Source organism: Geodermatophilus sp. SYSU D00705, from assembly GCF_054050135.1.
In genome coordinates, this window is sequence record NZ_JBJGYT010000062.1 from 1 (window position 1) to 12,004 (window position 12,004).

The following is a 12,004-nucleotide window of genomic DNA, read 5'->3' on the forward strand; positions in this document are numbered from 1 at the left end:
CCCCCCCCCCCCCCGCCCCCCCCCCCCCCCCCCCCCCCCCCCCCCCCCCCCCCCCCCCCCCCCCCCCCCCCCCCCCCCCCCCCCCCCCACGGCCGATCCCGACCGGCTGTGCGACCGGCTGCTGGAGGACCTCGTCGGTGGGGACCGCGGCGACGACGTGGCGCTCCTGGCGATCACGCGGCTGCCCTAGCGCGGGACGGCCCCGGCGCGCGACCATCGCTGGAGGGCACGTGCGGCGCGGGAGGCGGCCATGGAACGTTCCCCGAACCCGGTGACGGACGCCATCGACGGTGCCACCGGTGACATCACGATGTCCGGTGACGCGATGCGCTGGTCGCCCGAGCTGGCCGACGGACACGCGCAGACCCAGGCGACGTCGTTCCCCGGGGTGGACGTCGCGGCCGGTTTCGGCGCGCTCATCGGGCTGGACGGCGGCGGGGTGCGGCGCCTGGTGACCGGCGCGGTGAGCTCGCTGGCCACCGTCGCCGGGGACGTCGTCTCCGAGCTGCGCCAGCTCACCCGCGCCCCCGATCCCGAGGACGACGCGACGAGCGAGTGACCCGGTCGCGCTCTGGGGAGGCCGTCGTCGGCGGGGGCCTGTAGAACCGACGTCGTCACCGACCTGGGGGGATAGCGCCGCATGAGCAGCTCGCTGGGCCTGGCGCCCGCGCCGCCGTCCGAGGCCGCCGAACGGGTGCGCGCGGAGGTGCGGGAGTTCCTCGCCGCGGAGCTGGCCGCGGGCACCTTCACCACGCACGTCGACACCTGGCTGTCCGGGGTCGACCCGGCGTTCTCCCGGAAGCTCGGCGCGCGCGGCTGGCTCGGCATGACCTGGCCGAAGCGCTACGGCGGGCACGAGCGCTCGGCGATGGAGCGGTACGCGGTCACCGAGGAGCTGCTGGCCGCCGGGGCGCCGGTGGCGGCGCACTGGATCGCCGACCGGCAGTCCGGGCCGAACCTGCTGCGCTACGGCACCGAGGCGCAGCGGCAGGAGATCCTGCCGCGGATCGCCGCAGGGGAGTGCTACTTCGTCATCGGGATGAGCGAGCCGGACTCCGGCTCCGACCTCGCCTCCATCCGCACGCGGGCCACCCGCAACGCCGACGGCGACTGGGTGGTCACCGGCGCGAAGGTGTGGACGTCGAACGCGCACGCCTCCCACTACGGGATCGTGCTCGTGCGCACCGCGCCGCCGGATCCGGCGCACCGGCACGCCGGGCTCTCCCAGCTGCTGGTGGACCTCTCGCTGCCGGGGATCACGGTCAACCCGATCCGCATCCTCGACGGGGGGCACCACTTCAACGAGGTGGTGTTCGACGACGTCGTCGTCCCCGGCGACATGCTGCTCGGCGAGGAGGGGGCGGGCTGGCACCAGGTGACCGCGGAGCTGGCGTTCGAGCGGTCGGGTCCGGAGCGGTTCCTGTCGACCTATCCGCTGATCGCCGAGTTCGCCCGCCGCGCCTGCGACTCCGGCGACACCGCGCAGCAGGCGACCCTCGGCCGGCTCTCGGCGCGGCTGCTGGCGCTGCGGCAGCTGTCCCTGCGGATCGCGGCCGCGCTCGACCGGGGAGAGCTGCCCGACCTCCCCGCCGCGCTGGTCAAGGACGTGGGGACGACGTTCGAGGCCGACGTCGTCGACGAGATCCGGCGGGTGGTGGCGGTGATCCCGTCGCTGGACTCCCCGGACCCGCTCGGCCGGGCGCTGGCCGAGGCGCAGCTGCACGCCCCGGGCTACACGCTGCGGGGCGGGACCAACGAGATCCTGCGGGGGATCGTGGCGCGCGGGCTGGGGCTGCGGTGAGCGAGCTGGACCTGGTGGTCGGGACCGTCCGGGACATCCTCGCCGCGCACGAGCCCTTCGTCCTCACCGCCGACCGCCCGTGGGACGCCGGCCTCTGGGCCGACCTGGCCGCGGCCGGGCTGACCGGGGTGGGGCTGCCCGAGGAGGCCGGCGGCTCGGGTGGCGAGGTCGCCGACGCGGTCGCCGTCGTGCGCACGCTCGCCGCCGGCGCGGCCGCCGTCCCGGTGGCCGAGCAGCTGCTGGTGGCCGGCCCCGCGCTGCTCGCCGCCGGCCTGGACCTGCCCTCGCCGGAGGAACCGCTGACCGTCGCCACGGACGGCGTGGTCCACGCCGAGCCGGTGGACGACGGTGACGGGCCGGGGCGCTGGACGCTCACCGGCACCACCACCGACGTGGCCTGGTCGGGGGTCGCGCGGCACGTCGCCGTCCTCGCGGCGGCGCCGGCGGGCATCGAGGGCGCGGTCCTCGCCCTGGTCGACGCCGAGGGGCTGGCGACCAGCGAGGCGCGGAACCTGGCCGGGGAGCCGCGGGGGTCGCTGGTGCTCGGCGGCGCACCGGCCAGTGGCGCCCTGCTGACCCCGGCACGGGCGGCGCAGGTGCGGGCCCGGTTCGCGCTGGCGCGGGCGGTGCAGCTGTCCGCGGCGCTGGAGCGGGTGCTCGACATGACGGTGCGGTACGCCGGCGAGCGGGAGCAGTTCGGCCGGCCGATCGCGCGGTTCCAGGCCGTGCAGATGGAGCTGGCGGAGATGGCCGGCGAGGTCACCGCGGTCACCGCGCTGGTGGACGCCGCCGTCCAGGCGCTGGCTCGCGGGCAGGACGTCGTCCTGGCCGCGGCGGCGGCGAAGGTGCGCGCCGGGGCGGCGGTCGAGGTGGTCGCCCGGCTGGCCCACCAGGTGCACGGGGCGATCGGGTTCACCCAGGAGCACGCGCTGCACCACCTCACACGGCGGTGCTGGTCGTGGCGGGACGAGGCCGGCTCGGAGCTCACCTGGTCGACGGTGCTGGGGGTCGGGCTGCTGTCCGACGGTCCCGACGATCTCTGGCCGGCGCTGACCCGCGTCGTGTGAGGGATGGCCGGGCTGGCCGGCCTGACCCGGCCAGCCCGGGGTCTCCTCAGACGGTCTCGGGGACCCGCAGGTGGTGCAGGACCAGTTCGAACTCGGCCACCTCGAGGATCTGCGCGCCCATCGCGGCGGCGAACTCCTCACGGACCGCCGTCGCGTTGGTGCGCGACTGCTCCAGCATGGTCCGGTCGGCGTAGGTGACCGAGCCGGCGCCACGGCCCTCCCGCCGGTCCATCAACAGGCTGGCGCTGCAGAAGCCGTCCATCTCCTCCAGCCGGGGCAGCAGGCTCATCTTGTAGGCGTCGACGATCCGCTCCACGTTCATCGGATCGGTGCGGCTCCAGGTCACCCGGGTACAGGCGCCGTCGGGAGCCTGGTGCTCCCGGTGCAGGACGGCGATCTCCCAGGTCTGCACCTCCGGCTGGCCGCCGAGGATCGTGCCCAGGCGCGACCGCAGCGGGGCGACGCGGTCCATCGTGGCCCGCATCGCCTCCTCGGTCTCCCAGGCGGTCGTCACGATGCAGCGGCCGGAGTCGCGGTCGGCGAGCATGGACATGCCGGTGAAGCCCTGCATCTGCTGCACCTGCGGCATCGTCTCGTCCCGCATGTAGGCGGTCGCCTCGTCGATCGCCCCGGGGTTGCCGCGCACGGTGGTCGTTCGGGCGTACATGGCCACCACTCCTCTCGGGAGGCGGCGAGCCCCTGCGGCATCGCCGCGAGCCTGAGCCTCCTCGTCCTCGTCGGAGGAGGCAACGGTCCTGCGGCCGGTGCCCGGCGGTCGGGCGGGCACCGGCCGGCGGGCACGGTCAGGCGGTCTCGGGGACCCGCAGGTGGGCCAGCACGAGGTCGAACTCGACGATGTCGGTGATGGCGATGCCCATGGCCGGGGCGAACTCGTCACGCAGTCCGCGGGCCTGCTCGCGGGTCTCCTCCATGTCGAGCCGGCTGTCGTAGGTGACGGCGGAGACGGCCATCCCCTCGGCCCGGTGCACCATGAGGCTGACGCTGCAGAACCCCGGGAGCTCCTCGATCCGCGGCATCAGCGACATGCGGAAGGCGTCGAGGGTGCGGTCCATGACGTCGGGGTCGGCGCGGATCCAGGTGACCCGGGTACAGGCGCCGTGGTGGGCCTCGTGCATCCGGTGCATGACCGCGATCTCCCACTCCTGCACCTCCGGCTGGCCGCCGAAGATCGCCGCCGCCTTCTCCCGGGAGGCCCGTACGCCTTCCGCGCTGGCGTGCATCGCCTCCTTGTCGCGCCAGGACGTCGTGACGATGCAGTGGCCGGTCTCGCGGTCGGCGAGCATGGACAGGCCGATGCAGCCGTCCATCTGCTGGACCATCGGCATGACCTCGTCGCGGACGTAGGCGATCCCGTCGTCCAGGGCCTCGCGGTTGCCGTGGATGGTGGTCGATCGGGCGTACATGCACCGCTCCTTCTCCAGAGGGACTCTCGATGGAGACGGCGGTGCCCGTGCGGCAGCGCCGCGTCGCTCAGCGTCCTCGCCGGCGCGCGGGCTGGCAACGGTCTCAGGACACGCTGTCGGGTGGCCGCCACGCGTCGCACTCCGGCGGCCACGCCGCGGACCCGTCAACCGGTCAGCGGGTCGGGGTGGAGACCGGGTGGTGCGCTGACCCGGGTGACGCCGGAGGGCGTGCGGACGAGGAGGCGGCCGTCGGCGAGGAGGTGGAGGACCCAGCCGGGCGCGAAGGTCTTGATGCGGTGGTGGGTGCGGCACAGGCAGCACAGGTTGCTGCAGTCGGTGGGGCCGCCGTCGGCGTGGGGGCGGGCGTGGTCCAGGTCGGAGCGAGCGGGTGGGCGGCGGCAGCCGGGCCAGCGGCAGCGGCGGTCACGGGCACGGACGAAACGGCGCTGGGCGGCGGTCGGCCGGTAGCGACTCGTCGCCGGGGGTGCGGCCAGACCGGGTCCGTCGGGCGAAGCGGGGCGCCGGGGACCGTCGAGTCGGCTCGTCGCTTCGTCGCCAGGTCTCCTCGTCGCCTCCTCGACGAGTGGCTGTGTCGACGAGTCGACGTGCCGACTCCGCGAGCGCCGGCGTCTGCGGCGGCGGGTGGCGCCGGCGGCGCGGGCCAGCTCCGAGCGGGTGGCGACGGCGAGCAGGGCACCCGTGGCCGGGTGGTGCAGGGCGAGGTGCCCGGATCCGCCGCGCGGGGCCGGGCCGAGGCCGAGCACGCCCAGCTGTTGCAGGAGCTCGCGGCACTGGGCGGCGGTCACCACGGTGCCGTCGACCTCGGCGGCGGGCTGGTCGGGGCAGGCGGGGTCCAGGGCGGGCAGGTCGGCGTGGACGGTCAGGTGGGCGGTGACCGGCGGCCGGGAGGTGTCCCAGGGACGGAGGATCAGGTCGCGGACCACGCCCGCGCGGATGACCCCGATCGGGCGGTCGTCACCGCCGGCGCGCTCCTGGTCGGCGTAGCGGCGCACCGCGTCGGCGCAGGCGAGTGCCTCGGGGGTGGACAGCTCGGTGATGAGTGCGGACAGGCCCTCGTCGACGGGCTGGACGCGGACGCCGGCGCGGCGAGCAGCGGCCTCGCGACGCCGGTCCAGCGCCTCGGCGTCGATCCGGGCCAGCGCCCGGCGGGTGCGGTCGCGCAGCTGGGCCGGGGTGTGGGTGGCGGCGCCGGGCAGCACGCGGGCGAGTACGCGGTCGGCGGTGGCGGGGGCGACCTCGCCGAGCAGGTCGGCCAGCACCGCAGCCCGCCGCCGGTCGATCCGGCCGGCGTACAGCTCGCCCCACACCGTCGGCAGCCGGTCGACCAGCACCAGCGACTCCACCGCCAGGACGGCGGCCTCGGCCTCGGTGCAGCCACGGATCAGCGCCAGCTCCGGCACGAACGTCTCCGACACGTCGGCCAGGCAGGGTGGCCGGCGGTCGACCGCGTCCGGGCCCGGCCCGCCGCGCGGACCGAACTCCGACTGCTGCCGCTCGAGGCGCCGCCGGCGGGCCAGCCGGGCGATCCACACCGCCTGCTCCGCGGCCGCGCGGGCGGCGCGGGCGTCGGCGGCCCAGATGTCGGCCACGCACTCCAGCTCGGTGTCGGCCCCGCCCAGCAGGTCGGCCGGGTACACCACCAGCGGCACCCCCTCCACGGGCGGCGACGGCGGCGGCAGCTCGAGCACCCCAGCATCCTGACCTGCGGGTACGACAGTTCCGGGAGCCGAGCAGACAGGTCGCCCCCACCGCGGCGCCCGAGGCTGGCGGACGGTCGGCGCGACCGGGCAGCATGCGCGGGGTGACCAGCGCGACCGACCGACACGGGCACACCCACCGGCTCGACCTCGCCGACGCGACCGTCCGCGAGTGGGACGCGATCGTCGTGGCGGCCGACCCGGAGCAGGGGATCGTCCTGGACCGCAGCGCCTTCTACCCCGGCGGTGGCGGCCAGCCCCCGGACGAGGGGGTGCTGCTGTGGGGCGGCGTCCGCACGCGGATCGCCGGCACCCGCAAGGGCGACGAGCTGTACCTGGTGCCGGTCGAGGGCGACCCGCTGCCGCCGCCGGGGACGGCGGTCCGCGGCGCGCTCGACGACGAGCGGCGCACCCAGCTGATGCGCACCCACTCGGGCCTGCACGTGCTCACCGGCGTGGTCTTCCGCGACTTCGGCGCGCTCGTCACCGGCGGCAACATGGAGCCGCTCACCGCCCGCATGGACTTCGACCTGGCCGAGGTGCCGGCCGACTTCAAGGAGCGGGTCGCCGAGGCGGTCAACGCCGAGATCGCCGCCGACCGCCGCATCGAGGTCCGCACCCTGCCGCGGGAGGAGGCGTTCGCGATCCCCGACATCATCCGGACGGCGACCAACCTGCTGCCGCCCGACATCGAGGTGGTGCGGATCGTCGACATCGTGGGGCTCGACACCCAGGCCGACGGCGGCACCCACGTGGCGTCGACGGCCATGGTCGGCCGCGTGGAGGTCGCCAAGATGGAGAACAAGGGCCGCGGCTTCCGGCGGCTCCGGATCCGCGTCGTCTGACCGTCAGCCGCGGTAGGCGGCCCACTCGGGGGTCTCCCGCCCCAGCGCCACCGCGTGGGTCAGCCGCAGGCTGCCGGACAGCCAGACGAGGACGTCGTGCAGCCGCAACCGGGTGAGCGGTACGCCGCCGGTGGCGCCCAGCAGCTCCGACACCGTCGACTCGAGGACGGCGAAGGCCTCCGCGCCGGCGACCAGCTCCCGGTGCACGACCGCCTCGACGCCGCTGTCGCCCTCCTCGAGGTGCGGCAGCAGCTGCCGGCGGGTCGTGGCGTCCACGAGCGGGAACAGCTCCGGACGGCGGTGGTGCAGAGCCGCCCCGAGGTGCGCGCGGGACGGCCCGGCCACCCGCTCGCCGATGTCGCGCAGCGCCGCCCCGACCGTCCCCGGCTCGCCCAGCACCGACAACTCGTCGGGCGGCAGCTCCCAGAAGGGCCGGCCGGCGGCCCGCTCGGTCACGGCGTCGGCGAGCGGGGCGACGTCGTCCATCGCGGTGCGGACGGCGGCCCACCCCGCCGGGTCGAGCCGGCCGTGCAGGCCCTCGGCGGTGAGGACGTCGTCGTCACCGAGCGGTCCGGAACCGCGGGGCCGGGAGTCGAAGCGCTCGTAGCCGAACGCCAGGACGCTGACCCACCGGCCCTCCGGACGGCCGATGGAGCGGAACCACAGCGGCCGTCGTCCGCGGGCGTAGCCGAGGACGGCCGCCACCGCCGTCTCGGCGGGTAGGAGGTCGGGGCCGGCGCTCGGCAGCCGCAGGGGAGCACTCCCGTCGTGCACCGCCCCAGCCTGGTGCACGCGGCCGGGGCGTACCGCGTGGCGCGCGGGCGGCGCGCGGGTCACCTACCGTCGGGACTGCGCCCAGCGTCGCTCCCCCGACGGAAGGAGCGTCCGTGCTCCCGCCCTCGCGCCGTGCCGTCCTCGGCGTCGCCACCCTCGTCCTCGCCGGGCTCCCGGCGGGCCAGGCGGCCGCCGCCGACTGCGCGGCCGACCCGACCACCGAGATCGGCGAGGTCCAGGGCGACGGGGACACCACCCCGCTGGACGGGCAGCGGGTCACCGTCCGCGGCGTGGTCGTCGCCGACCTCCCGGGCTTCTCCGGCTTCTCGCTGCAGGACCCGGACGGCGACGGCGACGACGCCACCTCCGACGGGGTGTTCGTCTTCAGCCCGGTGCCCGTGGCCCTGGGCGACACGGTGGCGGTGGCGGGGACGGCGCAGGAGTTCCAGGGGCAGACGCAGGTCACCGCCCCCTCGGACGTCGACGTCTGCGCGACCGGCGCCCCGCTCCCGGACCCCGCCGCCCTCGACCTGCCGGCGGGCGACGGGACCCGCGAGCGCCTGGAGGGCATGCTGGTGGCGCCCGCCGACGTCCTGACCGTGAGCGACGTCTTCGACCTGACCAGCTTCGGCGAGCTCATGCTGTCCGAGGGCGGGGTGCTGGTGCAGCCCACCGAGGTGGCGCGGCCCGGCCCGCCCGCGCAGGCGGTGGCCGCCTACGACGCGCGCCGGCGCATCGTCCTGGACGACGGGGCCAGCGCCCGGGTGAGCGTGACCAGGCGCCCCTACCTGTCGCCGGGGACGCCGGTGCGGGTGGGCGACACGGTCCGCCTGACCGAGCCGGTCGTCCTCGGGTGGGGCTTCGGCCAGTGGCGGCTCCAGCCGGCCGACGGCACCGCGGACGGCGTGCTCGCCGGCCAGGACACCCGACCGGCGACCCCGGACGACGTCGGCGGCGACCTGCGGATCGGCGCGTTCAACGTGCTCAACTACTTCCTCACCCGCAGCGGCGCCGACGCCCGCGGCGCCCGCACCGACGCGGAGTTCGAGGAGCAGGCCGCCAAGGTGGTCGCGGCGATCGACGGGCTGGGCGCCGACGTCGTCACCCTGCTGGAGATCGAGGACACCGACTCCACCGGCCTGGCCCCCGGCGACGCCGACCGCGCGCTGGCCGACCTCACCACGAGGCTCGGGCGGCGCACCGGCGAGGACTGGGCGTTCGTCCCGATGCCGGCCGAGCTGTACGGCGTCGACCGCGACGTCATCCGCAACGCGATCGTCTACCGGGCCGACGTCCTCACGCCGGTGGGCGACCCGGTCGGGCTGGTGGACGAGACGGTGTGGGACAACGCCCGCGAGCCGATCGCGCAGACGTTCAGCGCGGGCGGGGAGACGCTCACCGTCGTCGCCAACCACCTCAAGTCGAAGGGCTCGGCCGACGCGGCCATCGGTGACGACGCCGACGCCGGTGACGGGCAGGGCGCGTGGAACGGCGACCGCGTCCGGCAGGCCCGCTCGCTCGCGGCGTTCGTGGAGCGGTTGGCCGCGACCGACCCGGACGTCGTCGTCCTCGGCGACCTCAACGCCTACACGCAGGAGGACCCGGTCCAGGCGCTGCGGGACGCCGGCCTGACCGACCTCGGCGAGCGGTTCGACCCCGGCCGGTACAGCTACGTGTTCGACGGCCTGTCCGGCTCGCTGGACCACGCACTGGCCACGCCGTCGCTCACCGCGCGGGTCACGGGTCTGGCGCACTGGAACGTCAACGCGGTGGAGTCCGCGGCGTACCAGTACGACGGCGACCCCGCCCTCTACGCGCCGGACCCGTACCGCTCCAGCGACCACGACCCGCTGGTCCTCGGCGTCGACCTGACCGGAGCGGCGGCTGCCGGCCTGTCCCGAGCGACATCGGCTGCCGGCCTGCCCGGGACGTCTGCCGCGGCCCCGCCGTCCGGAGGGTGCTAGCCGAGCAGGGCCGCGCGCATGACCTCGTGCAGGTGCGTGTTCGGGTAGGTGCCGGCCAGCTGCTCGCTGCCGGGGCCCTCGGCGGTCACCGGCACCGGCTCCCCGGTGTGGCCCCCGGTGCTCCAGCGCAGCCGGAACGTGCGGCCGCTGCCGGCCACCGGGAGGTCGCCGCGACCTCCGTCGTCCACGGTCAGCCCGCCGGTCTCGTGGTCGCCGGTGACGATCAGCAGCGTCTCGGGGTGGCCGGCGACGAAGTCCCGGGCGACCTCCACCGCGTCGTCCAGGGAGCGCATGGCCGCCAGCAGCTCGAGGTCGTCGTTGGCGTGGCCGGCGCTGTCCACGCCCTCCTCCTCGACGAGGAGGAAGAACCCGTCCGGGTCCGCGGCGAGCACCTCCAGCGCCGCGGCGGTCATGGCGGCCAGCGAGACCTCGGGCTCGCCGTCGCCGTACAGCCCCTCGTCGGCGAACAGGCCGAGCAGCCTGCCGCCGTCGGCGGCGGCCAGCCCGTCGGCGTCGGTCACGTACGCGTAGCCGGAGTCCAGCGCCTCCCCGGCGAGGTCGCCGGACTCCCACGTCCCCGCGCCGCCCCCGAGGACGACGGCGGGACGGCTGTCCTCCACGTACTGGCGGCCGATGTCCTCGTCCTCGCTGCGGTCGTCGGCGTTGCTGAAGAACGCGGCGGGGGTGGCGTCGGTGACCTCCGCCGTCGTCACCAGCCCGGTCGCCAGGCCGGCGGCGGCCGCCTCGGCGCCGAGTGTCGGCAGCGGGTCGCCGTCGGGGTCGACGCTGATCGCGCCGTTGGTGGTCTTCTGCCCGGTGGCCCACGCGGAGGCGGCCGCGGCGGAGTCGGTGACCCCGGAGCCGGTCGGGTCGGTGGTCTGCTCACCGCGCACCGGCAGGGCGTCCATGGCCAGTTGCCCGCCGGCGCCCTCCTGGTCCAGCCGGCCGGCCTCGCGCTGCGCCGCGGCCATCCCGTCCCCGACGACCAGGACCACGCTGCGGCCGGGGACCGCGGCGCCCGGCGCGCCGGTGCCCTGCGTCGGGGCGGCGCGCCCGGTCGCGTCCGCCGGCCCGCGGCGGTCGGCGACGGGCGAGCCGGCCTCGCAGGCCGGCAGCGCGAGGAGCAGGGCCAGGACGGCGGTCGCGCGGCGGCGCATCCCGCGATGGTGCCGCGCCGTCCGGGTCAGCGGTGGCCGATGCCGCCTGGTCCGTGGTCGGCCGGGACCTCCTCGCCCTCGGCCACCGGCCCGGGCGGGGTGCCGTCGCCGAACGGGGCGCCGCCGAGCTCCTCCCGGCCGTGCGGGGTCAGCCAGCCCGACGTGTCCGGCCCCTGCGGGATCACACCGGTCGGGTTGATGTCGGCGTGGACGACGTAGTAGTGCTCCTTGATCTGCGGGAAGTCGATCGTGTCGCCGAAGCCGGGGGTCTGGAACAGGTCGCGGGCGTAGGCCCACAGCACCGGCAGCTCGGTCAGCTTCTGCCGGTTGCACTTGAAGTGCCCGTGGTAGACGGCGTCGAAGCGGGCCAGCGTGGTGAACAGCCGGACGTCGGCCTCGGTGATCGTGTCGCCCATGAGGAACCGCCGGCCGGCCAGCCGGTCGGACAGCCAGTCCAACGCGGTCCAAAGCCGGGAGTGGGCCTGGTCGTAGGCGGCCTGGTCACCGGCGAAGCCGCAGCGGTACACCCCGTTGTTGACCTCGGTGTAGACCCGCCGCATGACGTCGTCCATCTCGTCGCGCAGGTGCTCGGGGTAGAGGTCGGGGGCGCCGTCGCGGTGGAACGCCGTCCACTCGGTGGAGAGGTCCAGCGTCATCTGCGCGAAGTCGTTGGTGACCACCTGGCCGGTGGGGACGTCGACGATGGCCGGCACGGTGATGCCGCGGTCGTAGTCGGGGAAGCGGGCGAGGAAGGCCTCCTGCAGCCGCTCGTAGCCCAGCACCGGGTCGCGGCCGCCGGGGTCGAGGTCGAAGGTCCAGCTGCGCTCGTCGTGGGTGGGCCCGCACAGGCCCAGTGAGATGACCTTCTCCAGGCCCAGCAGCCGGCGCACGATGACCGCCCGGTTCGCCCACGGGCAGGCGCGCGCCGCGACCAGCCGGTAGCGGCCGGCCTCCACCGGCCAGCCCCCGGAGCCGTCGGCGGTGATCCGGTCGGGGATGTAAGTCGAGTCGCGCTGGTACTCGCCGCCGGTGACGTAGCCGCTGCTCTGCTCACTCACGTCCCCAGCTTCGACGACCGGGCGGCGGACCGCCCGTCAGACGCGGGTGAGGATCGCCTCGTCGTCCACGATGTCGAGCAGGTGTCCCATCCGGTCGCGTTTGGTGCGCAGGTAGGCGAGGTTCTCGGCGGTGACGTGGCTGGGCAGCGGCACCCGGCCGGTGATCTTCAGGCCGTAGCCCTCCAGGCCGGCCCGC

General features: G+C 75.9%; 11 protein-coding genes. 5 read left to right on the forward strand and 6 right to left on the reverse strand.

All coding sequences use genetic code 11. The annotated features are described in order from the left end of the window. Window positions 1-250: 250 nt before the first annotated feature. The 3 genes from ACI78Q_RS23285 (at window position 251) to ACI78Q_RS23295 (ending at window position 2,868) form a co-directional block, all read left to right on the forward strand. The gene (locus tag ACI78Q_RS23285) at window positions 251-559 is read left to right on the forward strand and encodes a hypothetical protein (RefSeq protein WP_456925854.1); all 309 of its coding nucleotides are present in this window, start codon (window positions 251-253) and stop codon (window positions 557-559) included. 81 nt (window positions 560-640) lie between these two features. Continuing rightward, entirely contained in the window at window positions 641-1,801 is a 1,161-nt protein-coding gene (locus ACI78Q_RS23290; protein WP_456925855.1) for an acyl-CoA dehydrogenase family protein, read from the forward strand. Next, entirely contained in the window at window positions 1,798-2,868 is a 1,071-nt protein-coding gene (locus tag ACI78Q_RS23295) for an acyl-CoA dehydrogenase family protein (RefSeq protein WP_456925856.1), read from the forward strand. Before ACI78Q_RS23290 ends, ACI78Q_RS23295 begins: the two co-directional genes overlap by 4 nt. Window positions 2,869-2,914: 46 nt before the next feature. On the opposite strand, the gene ACI78Q_RS23300 is transcribed toward ACI78Q_RS23295, so the two are convergent. The 3 genes from ACI78Q_RS23300 to ACI78Q_RS23310 form a co-directional block, all read right to left on the reverse strand. Further along, window positions 2,915-3,535 carry a hypothetical protein gene (locus tag ACI78Q_RS23300; protein WP_456925857.1) on the reverse strand — a complete coding sequence of 207 codons (621 nt, stop codon included), beginning with the start codon at window positions 3,533-3,535 and terminating at the stop codon, window positions 2,915-2,917. A 136-nt stretch (window positions 3,536-3,671) separates the two neighbouring features. Continuing rightward, window positions 3,672-4,292, reverse strand: a complete 621-nt coding sequence (locus tag ACI78Q_RS23305) for an antibiotic biosynthesis monooxygenase (protein WP_456925858.1) — start codon at window positions 4,290-4,292, stop codon at window positions 3,672-3,674. Between the two features lie 164 nt (window positions 4,293-4,456). Then, complete coding sequence (locus tag ACI78Q_RS23310) at window positions 4,457-6,001, reverse strand: DUF222 domain-containing protein (protein WP_456925859.1); 1,545 nt, start codon at window positions 5,999-6,001, stop codon at window positions 4,457-4,459. 104 nt (window positions 6,002-6,105) lie between these two features. Between ACI78Q_RS23310 and ACI78Q_RS23315 the strand changes: the two genes are divergently transcribed. Continuing rightward, window positions 6,106-6,855: an alanyl-tRNA editing protein gene (locus ACI78Q_RS23315; protein WP_456925860.1), complete on the forward strand. Its 750-nt coding sequence runs from the start codon at window positions 6,106-6,108 to the stop codon at window positions 6,853-6,855. 3 nt (window positions 6,856-6,858) lie between these two features. On the opposite strand, the gene ACI78Q_RS23320 is transcribed toward ACI78Q_RS23315, so the two are convergent. After that, a complete protein-coding gene (locus ACI78Q_RS23320) occupies window positions 6,859-7,629 on the reverse strand; it encodes a DUF6308 family protein (protein ID WP_456925861.1) in 771 nt (256 codons plus the stop codon). Window positions 7,630-7,742: 113 nt separating this feature from the next. Here ACI78Q_RS23320 and ACI78Q_RS23325 point away from each other — a divergent pair, with 113 nt between their 5' ends. Further along, the gene (locus ACI78Q_RS23325) at window positions 7,743-9,593 is read left to right on the forward strand and encodes an ExeM/NucH family extracellular endonuclease (RefSeq protein WP_456925862.1); all 1,851 of its coding nucleotides are present in this window, start codon (window positions 7,743-7,745) and stop codon (window positions 9,591-9,593) included. Here the strand turns inward: ACI78Q_RS23325 and ACI78Q_RS23330 are convergent. Then, entirely contained in the window at window positions 9,590-10,750 is a 1,161-nt protein-coding gene (locus ACI78Q_RS23330; protein ID WP_456925863.1) for an alkaline phosphatase, read from the reverse strand. The two genes, ACI78Q_RS23325 and ACI78Q_RS23330, sit on opposite strands and share 4 nt — an antisense overlap. Before the next feature lie 26 nt (window positions 10,751-10,776). Then, on the reverse strand, window positions 10,777-11,808 hold the full coding sequence (locus ACI78Q_RS23335) for a glutathione S-transferase family protein (protein WP_456925864.1): 1,032 nt from the start codon (window positions 11,806-11,808) through the stop codon (window positions 10,777-10,779). Window positions 11,809-12,004 lie beyond the last annotated feature (196 nt).

Bases quoted from the DNA above. Each gene is read 5' to 3' on its own strand.
- ACI78Q_RS23285 (WP_456925854.1), top strand. From the start codon at position 251: ATGGAACGTTCCCCGAACCCGGTGACGGACGCCATCGACGGTGCCACC.
- ACI78Q_RS23290 (WP_456925855.1), top strand. From the start codon at position 641: ATGAGCAGCTCGCTGGGCCTGGCGCCCGCGCCGCCGTCCGAGGCCGCC.
- ACI78Q_RS23300 (WP_456925857.1), bottom strand. From the start codon at position 3,535: ATGTACGCCCGAACGACCACCGTGCGCGGCAACCCCGGGGCGATCGAC.
- ACI78Q_RS23305 (WP_456925858.1), bottom strand. From the start codon at position 4,292: ATGTACGCCCGATCGACCACCATCCACGGCAACCGCGAGGCCCTGGAC.
- ACI78Q_RS23315 (WP_456925860.1), top strand. From the start codon at position 6,106: ATGCGCGGGGTGACCAGCGCGACCGACCGACACGGGCACACCCACCGG.
- ACI78Q_RS23330 (WP_456925863.1), bottom strand. From the start codon at position 10,750: ATGCGCCGCCGCGCGACCGCCGTCCTGGCCCTGCTCCTCGCGCTGCCG.